The 26,349-nt window shown below is 74.2% G+C and carries 14 protein-coding genes; 3 read left to right on the forward strand and 11 right to left on the reverse strand.

Going from position 1 to position 26,349, the window contains the following annotated elements; translation table 11 throughout:
- Positions 1 to 114 precede the first annotated feature (114 nt).
- The 5 genes from ACFV2X_RS29020 to ACFV2X_RS29040 all read right to left on the reverse strand — a co-directional run bounded on the left by ACFV2X_RS29020 (position 115) and on the right by ACFV2X_RS29040 (position 8,410).
- Positions 115 to 2,700 carry a SpoIIE family protein phosphatase gene (locus ACFV2X_RS29020; RefSeq protein WP_385621872.1) on the reverse strand — a complete coding sequence of 862 codons (2,586 nt, stop codon included), beginning with the start codon at positions 2,698 to 2,700 and terminating at the stop codon, positions 115 to 117.
- Positions 2,701 to 2,862: 162 nt separating this feature from the next.
- Entirely contained in the window at positions 2,863 to 3,687 is an 825-nt protein-coding gene (locus tag ACFV2X_RS29025; protein WP_385621875.1) for a RimK family alpha-L-glutamate ligase, read from the reverse strand.
- A complete protein-coding gene (locus ACFV2X_RS29030) occupies positions 3,684 to 4,598 on the reverse strand; it encodes a RimK family alpha-L-glutamate ligase (RefSeq protein WP_385621877.1) in 915 nt (304 codons plus the stop codon). The genes ACFV2X_RS29025 and ACFV2X_RS29030 overlap by 4 nt, the downstream gene beginning before the upstream one ends.
- Before the next feature lie 111 nt (positions 4,599 to 4,709).
- Positions 4,710 to 5,552, reverse strand: coding sequence for an ABC transporter permease (locus ACFV2X_RS29035; protein ID WP_385621879.1), 843 nt, complete (start codon positions 5,550 to 5,552; stop codon positions 4,710 to 4,712).
- 125 nt (positions 5,553 to 5,677) lie between these two features.
- On the reverse strand, positions 5,678 to 8,410 hold the full coding sequence (locus ACFV2X_RS29040) for a CocE/NonD family hydrolase (protein ID WP_385621881.1): 2,733 nt from the start codon (positions 8,408 to 8,410) through the stop codon (positions 5,678 to 5,680).
- Positions 8,411 to 8,670: 260 nt separating this feature from the next.
- On the opposite strand from ACFV2X_RS29040, the gene ACFV2X_RS29045 reads away from it, so the two are divergent.
- Positions 8,671 to 8,949, forward strand: coding sequence for a hypothetical protein (locus tag ACFV2X_RS29045; protein ID WP_089505484.1), 279 nt, complete (start codon positions 8,671 to 8,673; stop codon positions 8,947 to 8,949).
- A gap of 87 nt (positions 8,950 to 9,036) precedes the next feature.
- On the opposite strand, the gene ACFV2X_RS29050 is transcribed toward ACFV2X_RS29045, so the two are convergent.
- The 6 genes from ACFV2X_RS29050 to ACFV2X_RS29075 are packed head-to-tail and all read right to left on the reverse strand — an operon-like array spanning position 9,037 to position 24,852.
- The gene (locus tag ACFV2X_RS29050) at positions 9,037 to 10,245 is read right to left on the reverse strand and encodes a class I SAM-dependent methyltransferase (RefSeq protein WP_385621883.1); all 1,209 of its coding nucleotides are present in this window, start codon (positions 10,243 to 10,245) and stop codon (positions 9,037 to 9,039) included.
- Positions 10,242 to 11,492 (reverse strand): glycosyltransferase, encoded by a 1,251-nt coding sequence (locus ACFV2X_RS29055; protein WP_385621886.1) that lies wholly within the window; start codon positions 11,490 to 11,492, stop codon positions 10,242 to 10,244. The genes ACFV2X_RS29050 and ACFV2X_RS29055 overlap by 4 nt, the downstream gene beginning before the upstream one ends.
- Positions 11,489 to 12,334: an alpha/beta fold hydrolase gene (locus ACFV2X_RS29060; RefSeq protein ID WP_385621888.1), complete on the reverse strand. Its 846-nt coding sequence runs from the start codon at positions 12,332 to 12,334 to the stop codon at positions 11,489 to 11,491. Before ACFV2X_RS29060 ends, ACFV2X_RS29055 begins: the two co-directional genes overlap by 4 nt.
- Positions 12,335 to 12,337: 3 nt before the next feature.
- Positions 12,338 to 12,667 carry an acyl carrier protein gene (locus ACFV2X_RS29065; protein ID WP_179284970.1) on the reverse strand — a complete coding sequence of 110 codons (330 nt, stop codon included), beginning with the start codon at positions 12,665 to 12,667 and terminating at the stop codon, positions 12,338 to 12,340.
- Between the two features lie 12 nt (positions 12,668 to 12,679).
- The gene (locus ACFV2X_RS29070) at positions 12,680 to 17,326 is read right to left on the reverse strand and encodes a beta-ketoacyl synthase N-terminal-like domain-containing protein (RefSeq protein ID WP_385621891.1); all 4,647 of its coding nucleotides are present in this window, start codon (positions 17,324 to 17,326) and stop codon (positions 12,680 to 12,682) included.
- Positions 17,323 to 24,852 (reverse strand): SDR family NAD(P)-dependent oxidoreductase, encoded by a 7,530-nt coding sequence (locus ACFV2X_RS29075; protein WP_385621894.1) that lies wholly within the window; start codon positions 24,850 to 24,852, stop codon positions 17,323 to 17,325. The genes ACFV2X_RS29070 and ACFV2X_RS29075 overlap by 4 nt, the downstream gene beginning before the upstream one ends.
- A gap of 334 nt (positions 24,853 to 25,186) precedes the next feature.
- On the opposite strand from ACFV2X_RS29075, the gene ACFV2X_RS29080 reads away from it, so the two are divergent.
- Positions 25,187 to 25,567, forward strand: coding sequence for a hypothetical protein (locus tag ACFV2X_RS29080; protein WP_089505489.1), 381 nt, complete (start codon positions 25,187 to 25,189; stop codon positions 25,565 to 25,567).
- A gap of 200 nt (positions 25,568 to 25,767) precedes the next feature.
- Positions 25,768 to 26,322: a TerD family protein gene (locus ACFV2X_RS29085; RefSeq protein WP_385621957.1), complete on the forward strand. Its 555-nt coding sequence runs from the start codon at positions 25,768 to 25,770 to the stop codon at positions 26,320 to 26,322.
- Positions 26,323 to 26,349: the final 27 nt, after the last annotated feature.

The raw sequence follows: 26,349 nt of genomic DNA on the forward strand, positions 1-26,349 counted from the left end.
CGCCGTTGGGCCCCTGGATGACCGGCGCTCCGCACTGACTGCAGTTCACAACGGCCCCCCTGTCTCGCCTTTTACCCAAGAAGACGCCATAACTCTGCCTCAGGCTGCTCGCTTTCAGGCGGAGAACGAAAGGGCGCCGTTCTCGCGGCTCGGAGGGAGGCTCTGCTCGGCCCAGATGACCTTGCCGTGGGGGGTCTGCCGGGTGCCCCAGCGCTGGGTGAGCTGGGCGACGAGCAGTAGTCCGCGCCCGCCCTCGTCGAAGCTGCGGGCCCGGCGCATATGCGGGGCGGTGCTGCTGGCGTCGGAGACCTCGCAGATCAGCCCGGCGTCATGGATCAGCCGCAGCTGGATGGGGCTGCTGGCATGGCGGATGGCGTTGGTGACCAGCTCGCTCACCACGAGTTCGGTGGTGAAGATCGCCTCCTCAAGACCCCAGGCCGTCAGCTGCCGGGAGGTCCAGCGGCGCGCCTCGGCGACGGTCGCCGCGGTGGCCGGTACGTCCCGGGTGGCCACGCTGGCCGCGTCCAGGGTGCGGGTCCGGGCGATCAGCAGGGCGATGTCGTCACTGCCCCGCTCCGGGGTGAGGGCGTCCAGTACGGACTGGCACATCTGTTCGGCTGACTCGCCGGGCTCGGTCAGTGCCCGGCACAGCAGCGCCAGCCCCTCGTCGGGGTCGCGGGCGGCGGACCGCAGCAGCCCGTCCGTGTACAGCACGAGCGTGCTGTTCTCCGGGAGCTCCATATCGACGGTCTCGAACGGCAGGCCCCCCACGCCCAGCGGCGGCCCCGGGGGCACCCGCGGCAGCGTGACCGCCCCGCCGGGGGTGACCACGACGGGCGCGGGATGGCCGGCGCTGGCGAAGGAGGCCGTGCGGGTGATCGGGTCGTACACCCCGTACAGGCAGGTGGCGCCCAGCTCGCCGGTGCTCTCCTTCCGCTCCTCGGCCACGAGATCGCCCGTCTGGTGACGCGGCTCCGTCTCGCCGGTACGGGGCTCGGCCTCGCCGGTGTGGGATTCCTCCTCGTCCAGGCGGAGCACCAGATCGTCCAGGTGGGTGAGCAGCTCGTCCGGGGGCAGACCGATATCGGCGAGCGTACGAACCGCCGTCCGTAGCCGCCCCATGGTCGCCACGGCGTGCACTCCGTGCCCCACGACATCGCCCACGACCAGGGCGATCCGGGCCCCCGAGAGCCTGATGACGTCGAACCAGTCGCCCCCGACCCCCGCCGCGGTGCGCGCCGGAAGGTAGCGGGAGGCGATCGACGCGGCCATCTGCCGCATCCCCGTACGCGGCAGCATGCTGCGCTGGATGGCCAGCGAGACGGCGCGCTCACGCGTGTAGCGGCGGGCGTTGTCCACGCACACCGCGGCCCGCGCCGTGATCTCCTCGGCCAGCAGCAGATCGTCGTCGTCGAACGGATCCCGCGTCCGGTGGCGGTAGAACATCGCGACCCCCAGCGTGGTGCCCCGGGCGATCAGCGGCACCGCCATCACCGAGTGGATCCCGTACCGGTGCACCGATTCGCCACGGCGGGGGACCTCCCGGGTCCAGCGCCGGATCTCCTCGTCCCGGGTCGAGTGCCGCACACCGCGGCCCGCCGCCAGGGCCTTGGCGGGAGGCGAGTACTCCGGCCAGGAATCCGCGCCTCCGGCCACCAGCGACGCCTCCGGGCAGCCCTCCAGGACTGACTGCTGCGCGATACGGCGGAAGTCCACGGCCCGGCTCGCCGGGCTCACCATCGGCTCCTGCCCGTGGTAGATCGCGTCCAGCAGATCGACGGTGACGAAGTCGGCGAACCGGTCGACCGCCACATCCGCCAGCTCCTGCGCCGTCCGGCTCACGTCCAAGGTGGTGCCGATCCGGACGCTGGCCTCGTTGACGATCGTCAGCCGGCGCCGGGCCCGGTGCTGCTCGGTGTAGTCGAAAACCACCGCCGACAGGCCCCGCACCATGCCCATCGCGTCCTTCACGGGGATCAGATAGACGGCCCAGGCGGGCTTGCTCGGCTCATCCGACAAGGGGTCGAAGCCCTCGTGGCGGAGCGCTTCTCCGGTGCGGATGACCTGTTCCTGGAGCCGGTCGATCTCCTGGACGATGGGCCGGGAGTCCATCTCGCGCAGGCGCAGCCCGCGCATCTGAGCCACCGACTGGCCCATGAGATGGGTCATGGCCACGTTCGCGCCCACCAGCCGCGCCCGGGTGTTGTAGATCGCCACGGGAATCGGCATCTGGGCCAGCGTCCAGTTCTCCAGCAGCCGCTCCTCCTCGGACAGCTCCTCCTCGGGCCACCCCGGGGCGCGGCGCTCCGGGCCGGGCTGGGCCTCCGCTGCCGTACCCGCCACCACGAGCCAGCGCATCCCGCCGCGGGCGTCGGTCAGCGGATGTGCCTGGACCGCCAGCTGTACGCGCTGCCCGCCCCGGTGCCTGGCCTTGATCGGACCGCTCCAGCCGTCGCCCGGCTGCGCGCGCAGATAGCTCCGGGCCGAGGCGGGGAGCTCCCCGGCGAGGAGGTCCAGCACCGGATGGCCCAGCATGTCGCCGGGCTGATACCCGAGCAGCCGCGCCGCATCGGGTCCCCAGGCCGTGATGTACCCGCGGGCATCGACCTCGATCGCCGCCGAGAGCGGCGCGGCCTGCTGATGCCCGAACTCCTCGGCCCTGCCGGGGGACCTCCCGGAATCGTGCTTGCGCATCGGCATCTGCCTCGCCGGGCCGTAATCGAATGCCCGGGCTCGGGGCCCGGACGCCACGGCCCCTCTCCAGGATCATCCCCGGGCCCGGGCCCGCTCAATCGGCCCCGGGCCGTGGTCCGGGCCGGGATCTGTGGACGGTGGTCCGGACCGGGATCCGCCCGGGACGGCTCAGCTGTGCGGGACGGCGCCCCGCTCGGCGGTGCGCAGTGCCAGCTCGGCCAGCGCCTCGGGGGCGCCGGCCTGGCCGCGTATCCCCGGAAAGGCATTGATGTCCACGATCAGCGGCGCCCCGCCGCCCGCGTCGATCACATCCACGCCGTACACCCGCAGTCCGAAGACCGAGCCGACCCGCAGCGCCAGCCGCGCCCAGCCGTCCGGCAGGTCCCCGGGTGTCAGCGAGCGCGCCGGGCCGCGGTCGGGGTCCGCCAGCTCCGACCGGCGTACGGCCGCGAAGACCCGGCCCTCGATCACCCACAGCTTGTGGTCCCAGCCGCTGTTCTCGGTGAACGGCTGCACCACCACCGGCTCGCCCGACCAGTCGGCGCCAAGGGCGCGCAGCCCGGCGGCGTCGTCGACCCGGGCCACCAGATCGTGCCGTCGGCTGTGCCGGCTCTTGATCACCACCGGATACGCGAGCTCTTCGCCGCCGAGCCGGGCGAGGGCCGGTACGGTCCGGGTGCGTGCGAAGGGCAGCCCGGCCCGGAGCGCCAGGTCGGCCATCGCCGTCCGGTCCTGGCACAGCTCGGTCGGCCCCACCGCGTTCAGCACCGGAGCGCCACGCTCTTCGAGATAGCGGGCCAGGCCGAGCGCGCGGGGCATGTGCGCCTTCAGCAGATAGACATCGGCGAGCGCCCCGAAGGAGTCCGGATCCTCCGGTGCGCCGTCCCAGCCGCCCGGATCCACGGCCTCCACCCGGTGCCGGGGCGTCAGCAGCGCGGTCGTGGCGGCCAGCAGCGGGTGCTCGGGCTCCGGGGTGATCAGACCGATCCTCATCGGCTCTCGCCGGTGCCCGCGGGGACCTGTTCCGCCACCCGCGCCCGCTGCCAGGCGGGTACCACGGCCGTCGCCCCTGCCGTCGCCTCCGCCCCGCTCGGACCCCGGCGGGCCAGTTCCAGGACGGCCCGCCCCACCCGTGCTGCCGCGTCCGGCACCTGACGGAAGCTCGGGAAGTCGTTCACATCGACGATCACAGGGCCGTCCGGGCCCAGCAGCACATCCACGCCGTACAGATCCAGGCCGTAGACCGCCCCGGCCTCGGCGACGATCCGGCCCACCTCGGCGGACAGCGCCACCCGCCGCTCGCGCACCGGCCCCTCGGGGTGCAGCGGCGAGCTCCGCTCGGTCGCGTACAGCTCGCCGCCCACGCAGTAGACCTTGAGGTCGACCCCGGAGTTGGCCACATAGGGCTGGGCTATCAGCATCCCTTCCCCCGCCAGCTCCGCCCGCAGCCCGGCCAGCCGGTCGGGGGAGGACACCAGCCGCACCGCCCGCCCCGAGCTGCCGTCGGCGGGCTTGACCACCAGCGGGAACTCCGCCTCCGGTATCTCCGCCAGCGACTCGGGCCGGGCCGCCGCGTAGGTCCGCGGCATCGGCAGCCCCCGGGCGGTGCCGATCGCCGCCGCCAGCACCTTGTCCCGCACCCCGCGGATCGACCGGGCGTCATTGACCGTCGTCAACCCCACGGCCGCCGCGGCCTCGAGCAACGTCAGACCCGGGCCCCCGGAGACGGTTTTGAGCACCCAGGCGTCATGGCTGCCCGCCCCGACCGCCTCCGACACACTCACCAAGGAGCTCCCCGGCCACACCACATCCACGCGGTGTCCCCAGGCGGTGAGCTGTCGGATCACCTCCAACGGCATGCCGTCGTAGCGGTAGTGCTCCTCCACCAGAAAGCAGAGCCTCATGGACCTTCCCTGTCACGCCGGACGTTCGCCGACCCGTCCGGCGCGCCATAACGTCTCAGCATGTCATGGCGCGCCGGAGCACTCGCGGGCGGGAACGGAACCGGCTGTGTGTCAGGAGACGATGTCCTTACGCCCGAAGCCGCGGAAGGCCAACGCGATCAGCACCAGGGCGTATGCGACGGACACCGACACACCCTCCACCATGCCGCTCCACTCCGCATGCGGCTGGAGCGCGTCGATCCAGGCGAACTGCCAGTGCGCGGGAAGGAAGTCGCGCCAGGAGCCGAGCGCGGTGACCGCGTCCAGGACATTGCCCACGATGGTCAGCCCGACCGCCCCGCCCACCGCGCCCAGCGGGGCGTCGGTGACGGTCGAGAGCCAGAACGCCAGTGCCGCGGTGACCAGTTGGGACAGGAAGATATACGCCACCACGATGGCGAGCCGGCCCAGCGCCTCACCCGTGGCCAGCGACCCGCCCGTGGGGAGCCGCAGCGGCTCCCAGCCGTACGCCACCGTCCCCACCACCAGCGCCACCAGCGGCAGCAGCACGATCGCGGCCGCGCTGAACCCGAGCGCCACGGCGAGCTTGCTCAGCAGCAGCCGGGTCCTGGGCACGGGCGCGGCCAGCAGATAGCGCAGCGAGGACCAGTTGGCCTCGGCCGCGACGGTGTCCCCGCAGAACAGCGCCACCGGTACGACCAGCAGGAAGGCGGCCGAGACGAACAGCGCCGTCGCGGTGAAGTTGGCCCCGGAGGCCGTCGCGGTGACCATGAGGGTGGTCCGGTTCTCGCGCCCTTCCGGGGTGCCGCCCAGCGCGAAGGCCGCGACGAGTACGAGCGGCAGCGCGGCCAGCACCGTCGCCATGACCATGGTCCGGCGCCGGCGCAACTGCCGGACCGCCTCGACCCGCAGGGGCAGGGTACGGCCCGGCCGGTGGCCGGGCGCAGCCTCCATCACAGAGCCCCCTCCCTCCCGCTCAGTCCTGGCGCGCTTCCACGCGTCGGCTTCCCTCGTCACTGCTCGCTCCTCCGTCGCTGCGCGGCTCCTCAGTCCAGCCCACGCAGCGCGCCAAGACACGCTCATGAGGCCCCTCCGATCAGGGTCAGGAACGCGTCCTCCAGGCGCCGGTTGGGCCCGAAGCTGGTCACCGGGATCTCCAGCCGCATCAGCTCCGTGAGCAGCTGCGCGGGGCCCGTGCCGTCGAGCCGCACCAGCAGACCGTCGCTGGTACGCGCGGCGGAGGCGACCCCCGGCAGCGCGCCCACCTTCTCCACCAGGGCGTCGCTCAGCTCGCCCTCGTGGCCGACCAGCAGACTGCTGCCGGTGCCGGCGATCTCCTCGACCGGGCCCGCCTCGACGAGCCGGCCGCGGTCCATGACCACCAGATGGGTGCAGGACTGCTCGACCTCCGCGAGCAGATGGCTGGAGACGATCACGGTGCGGCCGACCGCCGCGTACCGGATCATCACCTCGCGCATCTCGCGGATCTGCGGCGGGTCGAGCCCGTTGGTCGGCTCGTCCAGGATCAGCAGATCCGGCAGGCCCAGCATGGCCTGGGCGATGGCCAGCCGCTGACGCATGCCCTGGGAGTACGTGCGCACCGCGCGCTCCAGCGCGTCGCCGAGCCCCGCGATCTCCAGCGCCTCGTCCAGATGGGCGTCCTCGGCCGGGCGGCCGGTGGCCCGCCAGTACAGCTCCAGGTTGGCCCGGCCGGTCAGATGCGGCAGAAAACCGGCCCCTTCGACGAAGGCGCCCACACGGGAGAGCACCGAGGCACCGGGCCTGATGGCGTGTCCGAACACGCGGATCTCACCGCTGTCGGGGGCGATCAGCCCCATCAGCATCCGCAACGTGGTGGTCTTGCCCGCGCCGTTGGGCCCGAGCAGCCCGAGGACCTGTCCCTTCTCCACGGTGAACGAGAGGTCCTTGACCGCGTACCGGTCGACCGACTTCGCGTACCGCTTGCTCAGTCCCGTGATCCGCAGCGGCACCTCGGCCAGCTCGGGGTCGGGTGCCGGGGCGGCCGTGCGCCGCCTGCCGGTCAGCAGCAGGGCCGCCGCCACCACGGCGGCCACCAGCGGCAGCCCCCACACCCACCAGGGCAGCGGGGCGGACTGGGTGCGTACGTCCGGCGCGGTGGGGACCGTCAGGCCCCCGTCCGCGAGGGAGACGGTGTACGTGGCGGGCTCGGCCGGCGAGGCGTAGCCGAGGTCGGTCGCGGCCAGCACCAGCCGCAGCCGGTGGCCCGGCTCCACCTCGTGGTCGACGGCGGGCAGCCGCAGTTCGACGCTCCGGCCCCGCTCGGCGCCGGTGACCCGTACGGGGGAGACCAGCTGTGAGGGCAGCACCTGCCTCCCGTCGGGCCCCACGTCGTACACCTTCGCGAACAGCACCGCGTCAGGCGCGTCCGCCTTCACCCGCACCTTGACCGTGGGCGAGCCGGTGATGCGCAGCGACTGGCGCAGCGGCGCCGAGTCGAAACGGGCGTACTGTCCGGGGAAGTCGAGGGAGATCCCGACGCCCAGGGAGGAGGCTTGGGACAGACCGGCGATACCGGGCACCGAGGAGACGCCTGACGGCCCGCCGCCGGGCGGGTTGGCGAACGACTGCTCGCCGCCGCTCAGCCGCACGCTCCGCCCGTGGCCGGTGAGCCCCGGATAGCTGTCGCCCGTCGCACCGCGCAGCAGGGCGGCGCCGTCGGTGGAGTCGAACCCGCCGGTGCGGGTGATGCGGAAGGCCGGCCCGGTGTCGGTGCCCTTGTCGCCCTTGAGATAGCGGTCGAACCACGCCTGGGTACGGGACGTGATGCGCTTGGTCTCCAGGTCGCCCCCGTCGTGTCCGCCGGCGAGCCAGTCGACGGCGACCGGCCCCCCGTTGGCCTTGATGGCCTTGGCCATCGCGTCCGACTGGTCGAGCGGGAAGAGCGAGTCGGTCTGGCCCTGGAGGATCAGCGTCGGGACCTTGATCCGGTCGGCCACGGCGGACGGGCTGCGCGCCTCCAGCATCTTGCGGGCGGCGTCGTCCGGCTTGCCGGACACGGCGACCCGCTCGTACATCGCGCACAGCCGCGCCTCGAACCGGCCGCAGCCCTGGCCGCTCCGGTCCTTCCGGTCTCCTTGATTCCTCCGCTGGTCTCCCTGGTTTTCCCGGTCTGCCTGGTCTTCCTGGCCTCCGGGCGCCTGGCCGGCGGTGGGGTCCGCCGAGCCGGTGGTGAAGAAGATGCCTGTCCACAGGCTCTTGAAGACACCCTTGGGGAAGAGCGAGTCGGCCAGGTTCCAGTAGGTGATGGCCGGAGCGATGGCGTCGACGCGGCGGTCGTACCCGGCGGCGAGCAGCGAGGCGGCCCCACCGTACGAGGCGCCCGCCACCCCCACCCGGGGATCGCCGGCCGCGTCGAGCCGTACCTCGGGCCGCTTGGCCAGCCAGTCGATCAGCCGCCGGACATCGGCCACCTCATGGGCCGGGTCGTTCAGCCCGATCTTCCCCGAGGACGAGCCGAAGCCGCGCGCCGACCAGGTCAGCACGGCGTATCCGTCGCGGGCCAGTTCCTCGGCCTGTGACCGCAGATCGTCCTTGCTGCCCCCGAAGCCATGGGCGAGCAGCACCGCGGGCCTGCGGCCGGAGCCCGCGGTGAAGTACGAGGTGTCGATGCGGGCACCCGGCATGTCCAGCACCCGGTCCTCGCGGTGGACGGAGGGGCGGCTGTCGGAGGCGACGGCTGCCCAGGTGCCCGCACCCGCGAGCACGGCGACCGCGGCTGCCGCCGACACCACCAGCCGTCGGCCGCGCAGCCGGGCTCTTCGCAGAATCATGTCTGCACCCTAAGCGGGCCTCGGGGACAGGGCCGCTGACACCGGGTGGATTCCGGGCCCCTCCCCGGGGAGTACCCTGCCCGTTTCGGGTACGCCTCCCGTCGTACGGCGCGGCGGTCCGGCAGACGCTGCGAAAGTGGTCTGCGGGACCTGCCGGCCACCCCGTTCAAACCCGCCGTGGCCAGGGGCTTTTGTCGGTGCCCGGCAGTAGAATGGAGGGGTCAAGAACAAGGGTCCCCGACCTCCTTTGGAGGAAGCCGATGGCCGCTGCCGCCACACCTCTTCCGGACCTGCCGAGCTATGCGACCCTCCCGACAAAACGAGTGCCCGCCGGACGTCCGCGCGAGTGGTACGAGACCCACCACCGTCGGCTGAAGGCCATGCGCCTGGCCATCGCCCTGCTCAACTCCGGGGTGTACCGCCCCGAGCAGGCGCCCAACCGCAAGATACGCACCACCGCCGCCCGGATCGGGGTGCGCCCGCCCTCCAACACCACCTGCCGCATGGTGCGGTCCCTCATCCGCTACGAGCAGCGCTGACGCCGCGCCCGCCGCGCCGTCGTCTTCGTCGTTGTCTTCGGCTCCACGGCGCGGTGGGTCCGCTCGGTTGAGGCTGCTCAGGTCCTGTCAGTCGCGCCGGGCGATCACCCGGTAGGCGTTGGACAGATGGCGCCGGCCGGCCAGCGGCCTGATCAGGAAGTGGTCCAGCGCGGCGGTCACCAGCAGAGCGGGGACGCCCGCGAGCACGATCGCCGTGCGCAGCAGCCGCCGGGCCCGCCCCGGCGGCTGCGCCAGCCAGGGCTGGTCCTCGGGCGGGGCGACGGCGTTCAGCAGCAGCCACACCGCGCCGAGCAGATCGACCGGGTCGTGCGGCCCGGCGTGCTCCTCGGCGACGACGGTGAAGCCGAGCCCGGACAGCTCCTTGCGCAGATTGGCCACGGGCACGAAGTGGAGGTGCTGCGGCTGAAGCCACGGCAGCCACCAGCGGCCCAGCAGCCGGGAGAAGCGGCTCTCCGGATCGGGCACATCGATCAGCAGATGTCCGCCCGGGCGCAGCGCGCGCCGCGCCGCGCGCAACTCCCCGCGGGGGTCCGTACTGTGCTCCAGATAGTGGAACATGCTCACCACGTCGTACCCGTCGGCCAGTTCCGTCACCCGCTCGACGAAGCCGCCCCGGATGCCCCGCGTCACCCGGCCCGCCCGCTCGGCCAGCTCCACTCCGGCGCTCAGATCAAGACCGTCGAAGAGGGTGCCGGGGAAGACCGCGCGGGCCGCCTCGCAGAAATGGCCGTGGCCGGTGCCGACGTCCAGCCAGTTCCCCGGGGTCTCGGCGAAGGGCCGCAGCGACTCCGCACGCCTGACGTACGTCTTCCGGCGCCCGGCGAAGAGACCGCCCATGTCCTTCTCGCCCAGGCCGTCGTAGAAGTCCCGGTAGTAGAACTCCAGGCCCTCACCGCTCAGCCGCGGATTCTGGAACACATGGCCGCAGTCCCGGCACCGATCCAGCCGGAAGCCGCCCGGCTTGTGCTGGAAGAGGTCGGCGGTGCGCAGCCGCTCTTCCAACCGGGCCGAGCCGCACCACGGGCAGTCGGGCCGGGGCGGTTCGAAGAACCGGTCGGTGCCGCGCGCGAGATCGGCCGCGTAGCGCGGGCGCAGCGCGGCGACGGCCGCGGCGCGGTCCCGTTTCTTCGTGGCTCGGTTCGTTTCCGGTGCGCTCAAGTCGGTGTCGACAGGTTCGTGCCCCTTCGGCTCTCCCTCAGCTACCGCCGGACGTCGCTCCTGGCCGGGGCCGGGGCCGGGGCCGGGCGCGGTGGGTGGTTCGACGCCGCTGGTCATCTCTCCTCCAATGAGGGCTGCGAAGGTGGCCGGGTGGCGGCCCGCGCTGCCAGCCGTTCGAGGTGGCCGGCGGCCGCGGTGGCGCCGCCGGCCGCGCGGAAGGACGCCCCGATGCGCTCGGCCGCCGCCCGATGCCCCGGCTCGTACAGCACGGCGTCCAGTGCCTCGCCAAGACCGGTCGCCGTGACCCGGCCGAACCGCACCCGTACGCCCGCCCCGGCGGCCACCACCTGCCCGGCGACCACGGGCTGGTCGTCGCGGATGGGCGCCACGACCAGCGGTACGCCGTGCCACAGCGCCTCGCACACGGTGTTGTGCCCGGCGTGGCACACGACGGCCGCGACCCGCGCCAGCAGCGGCAGCTGAGGGACCCCGCGCACCACCAGCAGATTGCCGTCCAGTGGCGCACCGGGCGCGGTGTCCAGCGCGCCCGCGGGGTCGACGAGCACCGTCTGGACGCGGCCGGCGCGGGCGCGCGCGGCATCCCGGCAGACGGCGAGGAAGCGCGCTCCGGCGTCGGCGTTGACGGTGCCCAAGGTGACCAGGACGGCCGGGCGCGCCGGGTCGAGCCAATGCCAGGGAAAGTCGGGCGCGGCGGGGCGGGCGGCGATCGACGGGCCCACGAAACGGATCCGCTCCGCGGCCCGCACGGGCCGGCCCGCCAACTCCTCGGTGGTGAACGCCAGCACCAGATGCGGTGAGAAGCGGGGATCCGCCGTCCCGGCCGGATCGCCGATCCGGGTGCGCAACCCCTCCAGCAGGCCCTCCAGCCAGGCACCGATCCGCGGCATGCCGTCCAGTGCCCCGGTGAACTCCGCCGAGGTGGTGGCCGAGGTCGCCCACCGTACGCCCAGCCGCTCGGCGACCAGACCACCGGCGACGGCCTGCTGGTCGGCGACCACCACATCCGGCCGGAACTCCTCGACCGCAGCCCGTACCCCCGGGGCCATCGCCTCCGCGAGCGGCACCAAAAAGCGCTCCCACAGGAACTTGAACGCGCCGGGGCCCCGCGCGTCCGCGGGGCGTACAGCGCTGATGTCGCCCTCGCCGAGCGCGGGCACCGCGCAGCGGAAGACCACCGCCCCGTCCCCGGCCAGCCGCCCCACCACCTCCGGCGTCCCGGCCCAGGCCACCCGGTGGCCGCGGGCGGCGAGTTCGGCCCCGACGCCGAGGGTGGGGTTGATGTGTCCGACGAGCGGCGGCACGACGAACAGGAAGCGGCGTCCGGAGGTGGCGACGCCTCTCATACGGCCGCCTCCGCTTCGGCGAAAACCGCCGCCGGAGGCAGCCCACCCGGATCGCCGATCCAGCCCAGGACATGGCGGAGCACCAGGGCGGGCACCTCGACGAGGACCGAGTGCTCATGGCCCGGCACGACAACCGTCCGGCTGCACGGCAGCAGCGACTCCAGCCACGGGGCCTGGGCGGCCATGTCCGAATCGGCGCCGTAGAGGGCGAGAACCGGACTGCGTACGGAGCGGATCCGGCCCTCGCCCAGCACCGCGCTCGACGGTATGTCCTGGGCGATGGTGGTGGTGCGCACCAGCCGGGCCGCCGATTTGGCCAGCCGGGCGGTGTGCCCGCCGTGGTGGGCGTCGATCCAGGCCAGGGCGTCGGCCTCGTGCTCCGACAGCTGGGTCGCGGTGTAGCCGAGGAGCTTTTCGAGCTTCGCCGCCCACGCGGGGGTGGCCGGTTCGGACTCGATCAGCGAGAGACCGGCCACCCGCTCCGGGTGGCGGACCGCGTACTGGAACGCGACCGTCCCGCCGAAGCAGTTGCCGACCAGGTGCACCGGTCCGTGGATGCCCAGCCGGTCGAGCAGCCGCTCCAGGTCCCCGACGAAGGCATCCAACCGGTAGCCGTGCGCCGGGCGTTCGCTGCGCCCGTGGCCCCGCTGGTCGTACATGACCACGTCGACCCCGGCCGCGGCGAGCCCGGGGCCCACGGTGAAGTAGTGGGCGGCCAGGCTGTCGGTGAGCAGGCCGTGCAGCAGTACGGCGGTGGGGGCCGCGGGCCCGGCCCGGCCGGGGCCGAGCCGCTGCACATGGAGCCTGACGCCGTCCGGTCCGCCGGTGTGGACCATGGCCATCGGTCAGCTCCCCCCGGCGGCCTTCAGGCAGCCCACGACGTACTCGACGAGACGCCCCACGGTGAGGTCGATGATCTCGTCGAGCTCAAGACCGGCCACGAACTCGGCGAAGTTGACGTGCCGTCCGTACCGGGCCTGCAGAATTCCCGCCAGGGTGACCAGGTCGATGCTCTCCAGCTCCAGGTCCTCCATGAACCGGCTGTCCGCGGCGATCTCGATGTCGTCGAGGCCGTACTCGTCGAGCATCTTCCGGAGCATTCCGGCGATGTCCGCGAGGACGGTCTCCTCGTCGTCCGCCACGGGCGCCGCGGCGGTCTGCTTGGCGGTACTCACTGGTCGGTCTCCTCACTCGTCGTCCGCCGGGCCGGTGGTCCAGGCCACGACGTAGTCCCTGCTGGGCAATCCGGGAGGGTTGGCCGTACGCGCGCAGTGCACCCGGTAGCGGCGCGGCCGCCCGGCGGCCGTGGCCACTTGGAGCAGGAGCCGCCGCGGGTCCTCCGCGTCGAGCACGGTGACGTCCGGCCCGTGGCCCCCGACACCCTCGCCGCCCTCGGCTTTGGCGACCGCCTCTTTCACCGCGCGGAGCGCCGCGGTTTCCTGTGCGGCGGTGTCCAGTCCGGTGATCTCCTCGATATGGATGCCGGGGCCCGGCCCGGAGTCCTCGCGGTCGCGGTCCGGCGCGCGCGGCACCACCAGGGCCGCCCCGGCCTCGGCCCGGCCGGCCAGCGCTACGTCCAGCCCGGGCAGCGTCCGGCCGTGCGCCCCGAGGACGTACGGGCGGCCGTATGCGTCCTCGCACACCTGGATCTCGGCCGGGAAGACCGGCCCCTCCCCGTGCGCCCAAAGCCACTGCCGCACCGCGTCCTTGGCCGCGATCCGGCCCAGCAGCCACTGCCGCCGGCCGCGCGGGGCCTGCCGCTCGTACGCCCTGCGCTCGGCGCCGGCCAGGTGGTTGCGCATGATCAGGTCGCGCGACGCCAGATCGGGCCAGCGCTCGTGGAGCAGTGCCCAGCCGCCGGGCTGCGGCTGGGAGAGCGCGTTGAGTTCGGGGAAGCGCTCGACCGGCCGGGTGCTCGGGTGGTTGTCGAAACGGCGGTCCTGCCAGCCGTCGATCTGGGCCCACACCTGCCCGCCGATGAGCAGCTGGACATCCGCCTCGAGCGTGGTGTCGGTCAGCGAGCCGACCCTGATCACGCACTCCACCGTGGTGCCGGGGAGCGGCTGCGGTCCGAAGAGGCGGATGTGCCGCATGCCGACGGGGAAGACCACGGTCCGCTCGGTACGGGTGGCCATGAGCCAGTAGCCGAGCAGCTGGCCGACATTGTCCAGCAGGGCGCCGGGCGCGGCCGGCGTGGTGATCGTGCCGCGCACCCGCGCCGCACCGATCGCGGTGATCTCGCTGACTCCCTGGAACGCCGGGCCGTGGAACATCCAGCGCCGGCTGTACAGCTCGGCCGCGGTATGGGCGGGGGCCTCCTCGGCGGCCGGGTCGGCGGGCCAGGGGGCGGGGCGGGGGTACGGGAAGCGGGGCGCGAGCTCCACCGTGCCCTGGGCGCTGCGGCCGAATTCCACGGCCGGCCGGTCCGGGCCGTCGGGCGACGGTGTCACGGTGATGGGCACCTCGACGGGCGGCGCGGCGGTCACCCACCGGCCGAACCGCGCACCGTGCACCGCCACCGCCCGCCGCCCGGGGGCCGTCCGCTCCGCCGCGTCCATGAGGTGCCCGACGATCGTGGTCGCCGGAACGACAGGCCACCGGTCCGACTCGTCCGGCCAGCCGGGCCGTTGCCGGAAGAAGCAGTGGTCGCGCAGGTACGGCATGGTGTCCGTGGACACTCGCAGCACGGTGCGCCAGGTCGTCGGCGCGGGTGCGGCGGCCTTGGGGACTGGCGGGGCTGGCGGGACTGACAGGGCTGACGGGACTGGCGGGGTCGACGGTCCGGCCGCGCGGTCCGCGACGGTGATCAGCTCGGCGGCGGCACCGGCCGTCTCCCGGAGCAGCGCGCCGAGTTCCGCGGCCACCGGAAACCGCCCCGCCACCGCGTCCACCGCGTCCAGCGCGGACACGGCGTCGGCCCCCCGGAGGGCGGGAATGTCGACGCTGGGGGAGGCGGCGGCGCCGGACGCCAACGCGTGGCGCAGCGTGGGGAGGTGGCGCTCGTCCAGGGAGATCAGCGCGCCGCCGAGGTCGAGCCGTACCGGCTTCGGCGAGACAGCGGATGGCACGGTGGCGGGCGTTGCCATGACGTCGGGCGCGGTGGCGGGGCGCGGCAGCGACGGGTCCACCCGGGCCCCGTCCACCCACAGGGCGGTGGCCACCCGGCGCAGCTGGGCGACGCCGTCGCGGTGCGGCGAGTCGGCGGCCACCGCGAGATGTTCCGCCCCCTGGAGTGTGTCACCGATGAGCGAGGCCAGCTGCCCCGGACCGACCTGCACAAACGCTCGGAAGCCCGCCTCGTACAGCGCCTTCGTCAGCAGCCGGAAACGGACCGGCTCGAGCAGATGGCGTACGAACAGCTCCCGTACCCCGGCCGCGTCGGGCGGATACGGCGCCGCGGTCGTCCCCGACCAGATGGGCACGCGGGGCGGAAACAGCTCGAACCGCTCCGCGGCGGCTCTGATCGGCCCCAGATACGGCGCCAGCATCGGGGTGTGGAAGCCCGACTGGAACGGAAGGACGTGCCCGATCACCCCTTCGCCACGCAACTGCCGTACGAACGCCTCGACGTCGGCCCGCGGCCCGCACACCATCGACTGGCTCGGCGCGTTGTCGTGGGAGAGTACGACCCGGCCGTCCGCGGCCTCCGCGAGCGCGGCCAGCACCCGCTCGGCGGGGGCGCCCAGTACGCCGAAGGCCAGCCCGGGCACGCGTAGCGCGTCGGGGTCGAACGAGCCGAGGAATTCGTCGACCGCGGCGCCGGAGTACAGCCCGGCCGACACCATCGCGGTCCATTCGCCGACGCTGTGCCCGGCCACCGCGTCCGGCACCACCCCCATCCGCCGCAACGCGCGGTCCAGCAGACGGCCGACGGCGAAGACACCGACACCGTGGCGGCCGATGTCGCCGACCGGCGCGCGGCCGTCGGGCGCCCCGACGGTGGCGGGGGAGAGCCCGAAGTACTCGGCGACGCCGTCCACGCGCGGCGCGAACTCGGCCTCCAGGCCGGGGAAGACGAAGACCACCCGGCCCGGCTCGCCCGCCGCGCGCTCGCTCAGCAGCGGATCGGGCGTGAACCACACGTCGCTGCGCCCACGCCACGAGGCATTCTTCGCCACCACGCGCCGCGCCAGCGCCAGCCGCTTGGCGGTCGGCCCGACGACGCCGAGCCTGACCCGGCCCGAGGCGGGGACGGTGGCGGTGGCCCGTAGTGCCGCGTCATCCTCCTCCGCCAGCCACGCGGCCAGCCGCTCCGGCGTCTCGGCCGCCACCGCGAGTACCCGCTCCGCCTCGGTGACCTGGGCTTTGGCCACCGCCGCGGCCGTCGTCCGGGGCCTCGGGGGCGACGAGGGCCGAACGGCCGCCAACGGCGGCTGTTCCAGCACCACATGAGCGTTGATCCCGCCGAACCCGAACGCGTTCACCGCCGCGCGGCGCACCCCCGCGCCCCGGCGGCGCACCCCCGCCCCCTGCCCTGTGTCCCACGGCTCCGCCGTGGCGATCGGGCGGAAGCGGGTCGCGGCCAGGGCCGGGTGCGGGTCGTCGCAGTGCAGGGTGGGCGGCAGCAGGCCGTGGTGGATCGCCAGGGCTGCCTTGACGAGGCCCGCCACCCCGGCCGCCGGCATGGTGTGGCCGATCATCGACTTCACCGACCCGATCACGGCGCGGTCGGCACCGTCGCCGGTCGCGGCGCCGAAGACCTCCGCCACCGTGGCCAGTTCCGCCGTGTCACCCGCGGGCGTCGCGGTGCCGTGCGCTTCCAGCAGCCCGAGCGAGCCGGGCTCGCGCGGATCAAGCCCGGCCGTACGCCACGCCTGTCGCACCGCCCGCGTCTGGCCGCCCGGGTCCGGGTTGACCAGGCCCGCGGCGCGGCCGTCGCCCGCCACGCCGGTGCCCCTGATGACGGCGTACACCCGGTCGCCGTCCCGCCGCGCGTCGGCCAGTCGCTTGAGCACCACGACGCCGGTGCCCTCGCCGATCAGGATCCCGTCGGCCTCGCGGTGGAAGGGGCGGATGCGCTCGCTCGGCGAGAGCGCGCGCAGTTGCGCGAAGACGCTCCACAAGGTGATGTCGTGGCAGTGGTGCACCCCGCCCGCCAGCACCGCGTCGCACCGGCCGGCGGCCAGTTCGCCAACCGCTTGGTCGATGGCGACGAGCGAGGACGCACAGGCGGCGTCCACGGTGTACGCGGGGCCGCGCAGATCGAGCCGGTTGGCCACCCGCGAGGCGGCGAGGTTGGGCACCAGGCCGATGGCCGCCTCGGGGCGGTCGGGGCCCAGCCGCTCGGTGAACGCGGCCCGGACTCGCTCCAACTGGTCGGCGCCGAGGCCGGGCAGCAGCTCGCCGAGCGTGCGTACGAGCTGGTGGGCGGTGCGTACCCGCTGGTCGAGGCGGACCAGACCGGGCGTGAGATAGCCGCCGCGGCCCAGCACCACCCCGACCCGCCCCCGGTCGGGCAGCCGCTCCTCGCCGCCCGCATCCGCGACGGCCGCGGCCGCGACATGCAGGGCGATCAGCTGGTCGGGCTCGGTGCCCGGGACGGAGGCGGGCATGATCCCGAAACGGGTGACCTCCAGCTCGGCCAGCCCGTCGACGAATCCGCCACGGCGGCAGTACACCCGGTCGGCGCCGATCGCGGCGGCGGTGGCCGTCCTGGGGGCGTAGAACTCGGCGTCCCACCGCTGCGCCGGGACCTCGGTGATCGCGTCCACGCCGGTCACCAGGTTGCGCCAGTACGTCCCCAGGTCCGGCGCCCCGGGCAGCAGCACGGCCATCCCGACGATCGCCACCGGGGGTCTGCGGCCGCCGCCTTCGTCGTCGTACGCCACGGTCACCAGCTCGACGCCGTATAGACGACGGCCCGGTCGGACTCCTCGCCCCAGGCGAGCTCGCGCAGCAGCGCCAGCGCCCCTTCCTCCGGGTCGATGAGCTCGACGCCACGCCTCGCGTATTCGCGTGCGAGCGCGGGGCTGACCATTCCGGCGTGCCCGCCCGTGGGCGCCCAGGGTCCCCAATGGACCGTCAGCGCCCGGCGGCCGGTGCGGGCCGCCCACCGTGCGCCGAGGGTTTCCAGCGCGTCGTTGGCCGCCGCGTAGTCGGCCTGGCCGCGGTTGCCGAGGACGGCGGAGACGCTGCCGAAGAGCACCGCGAACAACGGCCCTCCGGGGCTGCCGCCCGGTCCGCCGGGCAGCTCCTCCAGCGCGTCCAGGAGCGAGCGCGCGCCGCCCGCCTTCGTGTCGAAGACCCACTGGAAGGATTCGGCGGACTTCTCCTCGATCAGCCGGTCCTCGATCACCCCCGCCGCGTAGACGACGCCGTCCAGCCGGCCGTGGTCGGCGTGGATCTCCTTGACGGCCTGGCGCACCGCGTCGGGGTCACGGAAGTCGACCGACCGGTAGCGCGCCCGGGCCCCGAGTTCGGTCAGCTCCCGCAGTGTGGCGGCCACTTCACGCCGCGCCAGGATCCCGGCCGCCTCCCGCTGGATCTCGGCGGGCCTTCGGCCGCCGCCCGCGGCGAGCGCCGTGCGCAGGGCGGCCTCGTCCCGGGCCCCGGCGGTGGCCGGGTCCTCGGGCCCGGCGGGTACGGGGGTGCGGCCGAGCAGTTCGATACGGCAGCGGGTGGCGGCCGCGAGGGCCGCCGCGCACCGTGCGGTGATCCCTCGCGCCCCGCCGACCAGTACGACCACCGAATCGCGGTCGAGGCCGATGGCCGCGGCCTCCGCCGCCCCGTCCCCGGCGGGCCCCGCGCCCGAGGTGCCGAGGACGCCCAAGCCGCTCTCCACGAGCTCAAGACCGTGCCGGCCGTCGGCGGTGCGCAGCACGACGGGTGGGTGGTCCGGGGCGAACACCTCGTCAAGCAGGGCGTCGGCGACGGCGGCGGCGGGCGCGTCGGCGGGGAGATCGACGACGGTGGCCACCGTCCGTGGGTACTCCCGGGCGACGCTGCGGAACAGGCCGTGCAGCCCGGCCGTCCCGACGTCGAGCGGGTCCGCCCGCCGCGCGGCCAACAGCCACCGCGGCCCGCCCGCCAGGGCCGCCCGCAGTACGGGGAACGCCGCGGGCAGTACGGGCGCGCCGGACGCGGCCGACGGCTGGAGCATGATCACCCCGTCAGGGGGTACCTCCCAGCGGTGGTCGGGTGATGGACCGTCGCCCTCGCCGAGAAGGTGCCCGCCCGCCAGGGCCACGGCCTCGGCGCCGCACCCCCGCAGCCGCTCCGCGACCGCCCCGGCCAAGGGCTCGTCATCGCCCAGCAGCACAAACCGCCTGCCGGACAGGGCGGTCGAGGGCTCGCCGAGCGCCGCGCCCCCGGCGAGCGGTACGGACCGCAGCAGCATCCGCTTCGGCGCCACGCCCCTGACGGCTGGGCTGCTGGGGAGTGGTCCGCGTGCCGCGGCCCCGGGGCCGCGCGCGGACTCTGGGCCGGTGGTGGCCTCTGGGCCGGTGGTGGCGGGGCCGCTCGGCGGTGGCGCGCCCGTCGGGGACTCGACGGCCGGGGACCCGATGGCCTCCTCCGGACCGGTGGCCGTGGGCACGCCGGCCGTCGGGGCGCTGTCGTCGCGTGGACCGGCGGCCCCGGGCCCGGCGGTGGCCTGTGGCCCGGGCCCCGCGGCGGTGGCGATGCGGTTCGGTCCCGCGTCGCCCCCGTCCGTCGCCGCCGCGTCGTCGCTCAGCCGGAGGGTGAGCCAGGCGGTGACCGCGGCGGTGGTACGGGCCTTCGTCAGCTCTTCGAGCTCTTCGTCCGCGAGCGCCGCCGCGCCGCTGCCGCCCGTGCCGCTCACGCCCAGGCGGGCCGCCAACTCGCCCGCGATCTCGGCCCGTTTGATCGAGTCGATGCTCAGATCCGCCTCCAGGTCGAGGTCAGGCTCGATCATGTCGACCGGGTATCCGGTGCGCTCGCTGATGATCTGCGCGACCATACGGGCCACGTCCGCCTCGGTGACCGCCACTGGCTCCACGGCCGCGTCCGCCTCGGCAGGCATGGGCAACGGCATCGGCGTCGGCCCGCGCAGGGGCTCTGGCGGGAGGGCCGCTGCCGCCTCCACCGCTCCGGCCACCCCCGGAACCGCGGGCGCGACGGGCCCGGCGGGCCTGGCTCCCGGCGTGGCCCCGAGATGAGTGAGGAGCACATCGCGCTGGGCCGCCACCATCTCCCGGCTGGTTCTCAGGAACTCCAGGATCAGCGCGTCCCGGTCCGTCTGGCTCACCGTCGCCTCCTCGACACGTCGGGCCGGCGCCAGCGCGCCGGGCAGGATTTCACCCGCGGCGGTACGGACCAGCTGCCCGTCCACCGTCCAGCCGGGCCGCTTCGGCGCCGCCGCGCGGCCGGCGTTCACGGCGTCGCGGCCGCGGAACATCCAGCCGGTACGCACCGGCAGCCCGGCGACGGCCAGTTGAGCCAGAGCGTCGAGAAAGCCGTACAGCCCGCGCGGACCGACCCCGACGCCGACCCCGACCCCGACCCCGCCCCCGACTCCTGCGCCGCCGACGGCGTTTACGGCCCGTGCGCCGACGCGCCGCCCCTCGAAGGCGATGGCGCGGTGCGGACGGTCGCCGAGGATTTCCCCCACCAGCCGGGTGAGCACGGTGCCGGGCCCCGCCTCGACGAAGATCCTGGCCCCCGCCTCGTACATGGCCTCGATCTGCTCGACGAAGCGGACCGGTGCGCCGATCTGGGCCGCCAGCTCCGCGCGTATGGCGTCGGGCTCGCTGCCGTGCGGGGTGGCGGTGCGGTTCGCCCAGACCGGGTACTCGGGCGGATGAATCGGCTGTCGGGCGAGGGACTTGGTGAACCGTTCACCGGCCGTGGCCACCAGCGGGCTGTGAAAGGCGCAGGCCACCGCGAGCCGCTTCACCGGATATCCGGCCTCCCGCAGCAGTCCGATCGCGGTGTCCACCTCCCGCCGCGGCCCCGAGATCGCGGTCTGGCGCGGCGCGTTGTGGTTGGCGGCCACCACCTGGCCGGCCAGGCAGCCGTGGCGCAGGACGCGCTCGACGTCCTCGCGGCTCGCGGTCACCGCCGCCATGGTGCCCGGCTCGGGGCCCGCGGCCTGCGCCGCGTCCAGGATCGCGGACGCCCGCTCGGCGCTCAGCGCCAGCAGCGCGGCCGGGTCGAGCGCGCCCGCCGCGCAGAGCGCGACCAGCTCGCCGTAGCTGTGCCCCGCGGCCATGTCGGGGCGGACTCCGGCCGCCGCGAGCAGCGAGTGCGCGGCCAGGCCGACGACACCCAGCGCCGGCTGGGCCACCCGGGTGTCGGTGATCCTGGCCCGCTGGGTGGCCCGTCCCGGCTCGTCGAAGGCGGCCGGTGGGTGGAGGGCGGAGGCGTGGGATCCGGCGAGCCGCGCGTGGCCGTGGAGTTCGGGGAAGGCGACGAACAGGTCGGCGAACATGCCGGGCCGCTGGCTGCCCTGTCCCGGGAAGAGAAAGGCGACCTTGCCGGGGCCAGGACCGAGACCGGGGCCTCGCCCCGCGCCGTCGTCGGCGGATGCGCCACCACCGCTCTCCGCGACGGTCCGACCGGCCAGGTCGCCACCGCCGTCCGGATCGGCCGGCCGTTCCGGACCAGTCGTACCCTCCGTACCGGCCGAGTCCGCCGACCCGGCCAGATAGATCCCCGCGGCCGGGTCGTGTTCCCCCGCCAGCACCCGCCGCAGCAGCGCCGCCAGCTCGCCGGGCCCGCCCGGGGCGGTGGCCACCACGGCGGCCCACACCGGGCCCTGACCGGCGTCGGAGCGGGTGGCGGCGGCGAGGGCGAGGTCGCGCAGCCGCCAGTGCGACCCCAATGCCTCGTCGGCCTCGTTGGCCTCGGCGAGCGCCAGCGTCTCCTCGACTGCGCGGAGGGCCGCCGCCCGGTCCGTGCCGCGGAAGGTGAACAGCTCGGCGGGCCAGGCGTCCAGGGCATGGGCCGGGGGCGGGCCGGCGTCGTGGGCGGACAGGACGACGTGGAAGTTGGTGCCGCCGAAGCCGAAGGCGCTGAGCCCGGCGATCCGCTCGGCGGGCGGGGCCACCCAGGGTGCGGCCTCGGTGTGGAAGGCGAAGGGGCTGGTCGTCGCGTCCCAGGAGGCGTTGGGGCGGCGCAGGTGCGAGGTGGGCGGCTTGACGCCGGTGTAGAGGGCCAGCGCGGTCTTGACCAGTCCGGCCAGGCCCGCGGCGCATTTCGTATGCCCGATCTGCGACTTGACGGATCCCAGCGCGCAGCCGCCGGCCGTGGCCCCGGCGGCGGTGAACACCTCCGTGAGGATGGACAGTTCGGTGCGGTCGCCGACGACCGTACCGGTGCCGTGGGCCTCGACGAGACCGACGTCAGCGGGGGAGATCCGGGCGTTGCGGTAGGCGCGCTCCAGCGCGGCCCGCTGGCCCTCGGGCCGGGGTGCGGTGAGCCCGAGCGACCGTCCGTCGCTGGAACTGCCCACGCCCTTGATCACGCCGTAGACGCGGTCGCCGTCGCGTTCGGCGTCCGCCAGCCGCTTGAGCACCACGCACGCGACGCCCTCGCCGAGCGCGATGCCGTCCGCCGAGGCGTCGAAGGTGCGCGAGCGGCCCGTCGGGGACAGCGCGTGCACGGAGGAGAAGAGCATGTAGTCGTTGATGCCGTTGTGCAGGTCGGCGCCGCCGCACAGTACGAGGTCGCTGGTGCCGCTGACCAGTTCCTTGCAGGCCACGTCGACGGCGGCCAGGGAGGAGGCGCAGGCCGCGTCCACCGTGTAGTTGGCGCCGCCGAGGTCGAGCCGGTTGGCGATCCGCCCGGCGATGACATTGGCGAGCATGCCGGGGAAGGAGTCCTCGGTCAGCTCGGGCAGCTGTTCCGCCAGCCCCTCGGGCACCGTGCCGAAGTAGGAGGGGAGTACGGCGCGCAGCGTCTGGGCGTTGGACAGATCGCTGCCCGCCTCGGCGCCGAACACGACCGACGTACGGGAGCGGTCGAAGGCCCGGCCACCCGCGCTGCCCGGGCCGCCCCGCTCCTCACCGGGCGCCGCCTGGTATCCGGCGTGCTCCAGGGCGCGCCGCGCCGCCTCCAGGGCCAGCAGCTGTACCGGCTCGATGCTGCCCAGGGACGTCGGCGGGATGCCGTAGCGCAGGGGGTCGAAGGGGATCGGGGGCAGGAAGCCACCCCACTTGGAGGCGGTGGCGCCGTTGGGCGCCGTGGCGCCGTGGGTCTCACCGGGGGAGTAGTGGACGGCGGGGTCCCAGCGCTCGACGGGCACTTCCGTCACGGCGTCGACGCCGCCGACCACATGGGCCCAGAACGTGGCGAGATCGGGGGCGCGTGGAAACATGCACGCCATCCCGACCACGGCCACGTCCAGCGGCGCCGGGGCCTCCCGCTCCGCCCGCCCGGGCGGGGTCACGCCCAGGCGCTCGCGCAGGGCGGCCGCGGCGCGGTGGAAGTAGTCCGCGGCGGCCGGGGCGACGGAGTGGTGCAGGGCGGCGACGGTGGTGGTGGCCGAGCGCAACACCGTCACATCACCCGCCATGAACATGCCATCCTGATATTGGCGCTCCTCGCCGACCGCCACCAACTCGCCGCCCGGGCCGCGTTCGACACCCTTGCCCGCGATCCGCAGCCGGCCGACGTTGAGCCGTTCCAGCCGCTCCCACACCTGCCGCTCCGGGACGCCCTCCCCGCGCAGCCGCTCCTTGACGGCGCCGAACTCCTCGGTGAACGGGCTGGGGACGCAGCGGGTGGCGTGCCCCGGAGCGGTCTCCAGCAGCGCGGTGCGCCGCGCGGCCACCACCTGGCGCTGGAACAGCGGCTGGACGGCGCCGTGGGCGACCGCCTCCTCGGTGAAGAGATACGCGGTCCCCATCAGCAGGCCGACCAGGACACCGCGCCGGGTCAGCGGGGCGGCGAGGGCGGCGGCCATCGCCGCGGACCGCTCGTCGTGGACGCCGCCCGCGAAGAAGACCTCGATCGGGGCCGCCGCCCGGTTCCGCCCCGCCCCGCCCGCCCCGCCCCGGCCCTGCTCCTCCAGAAAGTCCTCGATCACCGCGATCTGGGCCTCCCACAGCGGAAAGCTGTGGCGCGGGCCGACGTGCCCGCCGCACTCGGATCCCTCGAACACGAACCGACGGGCGCCGGACCGCAGGAACTGCCCCAGCAGCCCCGGCGAAGGGACGTGCAGAAAGGTGGCGATCCCGGCCTTCTCCAGCGCCTCGGCCTGGGCGGGCCGCCCGCCCGCGATGATCGCGTGGCTGGGGCGGATCTCCCGTACGGCCTCGAGCTGGGCCTGTCTGATCTCCTCGGGCGCGAAGCCGAGCACCCCCACCCCCCACGGCCGCCCCTCCAGCGCGGCCGCCGCCTCCACCAGCATGGCGCGGGCCTGTTCGCGCCCGGCGAGGGCGAGCGCGAGGAACGGCAGGGCGCCCTCGGCGGCGACCGCGGAGGCGAATCCGGCCCGGTCGCTGACCCGGGTCATCGGCCCCTGCGCCACCGGCAGCCGGGTGCCGAGCGCCACGCTCATCGGGGCGTCCGGGCGCAGCGCGGCGGCGGCGCGGTCGTCCCGTACGGCACCCCGTACGGCTTCGGCCACGGCGCGTACGGCCCGGCCGACATCGCCGTACCGCTCGGCGAAGCGCGCCGCCAGAAAGCCGTCCTGACCGACCGGCAGCGGCCGGGCGCGCGCATCGCGCACCCGGCGGCGCAGCACCCGGCGGCCGTCGACCACTGCGGTCTCCGAGCCGTCCAGCGAGCGGAGCACGGTGGCCGTCTCCTCGGGCACCCCCGATTCGGCGAGCAGCGCCAACTGAGTGTCCAGCGCGACGCCGGCGGCCCCGCCGACGACCGCCGCGGCGGCCGTGTGGAGGCCGATCCCGCCACAGGCCCACACGGGTACGGACACCCGCGGCTCGGCGAGCAACTGCTGAAGGAGTACGAAGGTGCCGAGTGCCCCGACCCGGCCGCCGCTCTCGCCACCCCGGGCGATCAGGCCGTGCGCCCCGGCTCGTACGGCGTCCAGGGCCTCCTCCAGGCCGGTGACCTCGGCGAGGACGCGGTGGCGGCCCACGGCATCGGCCGCCGCCACGGCATCGGGCACCGCCCAGGGGGAGTCCGGCGCGAGAACCACCGTGTCCGGACCCGCACCCGCGCCAACGCCCCGGTCCTGGGGCCCCGCCTCGGGGTGGGCCGCCGCCAAGTCCGCGGGCGCCAGCCGGCAGCCGGGGCCGATCCGCACTCCGTACCGGCCGTCGGGCGCCCAGTCCCGAAGCCGCTCCAGCGCCTCCCGGGCCCGCCGGTCCCCGGCCCCCAGGTCCAGGATCCCGAGCCCTCCGGCGCGGCTGACCGCGGTGGCGAGCCTGGCGTCCGGTCGCCCGAAGGGAGTGATGCCGAGGACGAGGTCGCCGAGCCGGTCAGCAGATCTCATGGCGTCTCCGAAAGAATCGGCAGAGCGGTGGGGGTAAAGGGAGATCATTCCCGGCACGTGGACCCGAAGGTACGGCTTCGGAATTCCGCCCGGGGCGGCGCGAGGCATGAAATTAGACGACGGACCTGATGGAACGTCAAGAGCGAAGCGCCCGCCGGGGCGGTGATCACGCCGAATCGGCCGATGTGGGCGAACGGTTCGCTCGCGACAAACAAGGGCAGAATCCTCATCCGTGCGTCAATCATCGATTTCCATTCGATGAACGGGCTGATTCGGCCAAGAGAAGGGACGCCCCGGCCACGGCCCGGCGGGGCGTGGCATATAGGGTGCCCGGGTGCGCTGGAAAGATGAATCCGGAACCAAGTGGCGGCTGCGACAGCAGAGGCTGGCCTGGCCGCGGTGGGTCAAACCGGAAGTAGCCTTCGAGCACGCCCCGAGCGGTCTGGGCGACGACCCGATCTCCGCGATCATCGCCCTGCCCTTCCTGCTTGTCTTCGTGGTGATGCTGCCCTTCTGGCTGGCCGAACTTCTTCTGCGGCTGCTGCTGGCCCCGTTCGTGGTCGTGCTCCGGCTGGCCGGCGCCATCCCTTACCGGCTCAAGCTCTACAAGGCGGGGCGGTTGACCGGGTCATATTCGGCGGATGGCCACGGTGAGCTGGTGCGGCTGCGCCATGAGCTTCGCCGCATGGGGAGCCCGGCCGGCGGCGGTCACTGATTCCCGTACCGGCGCGTCCCGCGCGTACGGGCGGGTCCCGTCTGGTGCGGGTGTGCCGGGCGGGGCGGGCGTTGCGGGCCCGGCCGCCTTGCCCCCCGTATCCCGCCGTCCCTGTCGGATGCCGCTGATAAAATCCCAACTCCATTGATGTGCAGCGGGATTGAGGCAGCAGGATCCGGGCAGGCGGGAATTCTGTTCGGATCAATTCCGGAAAGGGGAGTCAGGTGACCGGTCTCAACAAGGGCCCGAGCAAAGTCCAGGTGGCGCTCAAGTGGGACCCCAGCCCGCTGGGGCAGCCGGCCCACGATCTCGACATCATCGCGGGGACTTACACCGCGGCGGACCCGTACGGCGAACCGGCCTACCTCGTGCACTTCGACCGCCGGTCGCCCGACGGCACCATCACCCTCAACCGGGACAGCCAGACCGGCCAGGGCCTCGGCGCCGACGAGGTCATGACCTTGGAGCTGGACCGGCTGTCCCCCTCCTACACCCGGGTGATCGTGGGCGTGGCCATCCAGCAGGGTGGCGGTCCCAAGACCTTCGGCGACGTGACCAACTGCAGCTTCCGGATAGCCGACGGGATCACCGAACTGGTGAACAGCGGTTTCGTCGGGGCGCTCGGTGCCAAGGCCGCGACCATCGCCGAATTCATCCGGAACGATTCGGGGGAGTGGCAATTCCACGAGGGGATCCGGGGATTCGACGCCGACCCGGACGAATTCGCCGGGCTGATGGGCCGGGATTATTCCTGACCCCTGTCCGGCCTCTTACGCGGATGG

The sequence above is a fragment of the Streptomyces sp. NPDC059679 genome, from assembly GCF_042734105.1.
Lineage (GTDB): Bacteria > Actinomycetota > Actinomycetes > Streptomycetales > Streptomycetaceae > Streptomyces.

Bases quoted from the DNA above. Each gene is read 5' to 3' on its own strand.
- ACFV2X_RS29040 (WP_385621881.1), bottom strand. From the start codon at position 8,410: ATGATTCTGCGAAGAGCCCGGCTGCGCGGCCGACGGCTGGTGGTGTCG.
- ACFV2X_RS29060 (WP_385621888.1), bottom strand. From the start codon at position 12,334: ATGGCCATGGTCCACACCGGCGGACCGGACGGCGTCAGGCTCCATGTG.
- ACFV2X_RS29035 (WP_385621879.1), bottom strand. From the start codon at position 5,552: ATGGAGGCTGCGCCCGGCCACCGGCCGGGCCGTACCCTGCCCCTGCGG.
- ACFV2X_RS29050 (WP_385621883.1), bottom strand. From the start codon at position 10,245: ATGACCAGCGGCGTCGAACCACCCACCGCGCCCGGCCCCGGCCCCGGC.
- ACFV2X_RS29020 (WP_385621872.1), bottom strand. From the start codon at position 2,700: ATGCCGATGCGCAAGCACGATTCCGGGAGGTCCCCCGGCAGGGCCGAG.
- ACFV2X_RS29045 (WP_089505484.1), top strand. From the start codon at position 8,671: ATGGCCGCTGCCGCCACACCTCTTCCGGACCTGCCGAGCTATGCGACC.
- ACFV2X_RS29075 (WP_385621894.1), bottom strand. From the start codon at position 24,852: ATGAGATCTGCTGACCGGCTCGGCGACCTCGTCCTCGGCATCACTCCC.
- ACFV2X_RS29025 (WP_385621875.1), bottom strand. From the start codon at position 3,687: ATGAGGATCGGTCTGATCACCCCGGAGCCCGAGCACCCGCTGCTGGCC.
- ACFV2X_RS29030 (WP_385621877.1), bottom strand. From the start codon at position 4,598: ATGAGGCTCTGCTTTCTGGTGGAGGAGCACTACCGCTACGACGGCATG.
- ACFV2X_RS29055 (WP_385621886.1), bottom strand. From the start codon at position 11,492: ATGAGAGGCGTCGCCACCTCCGGACGCCGCTTCCTGTTCGTCGTGCCG.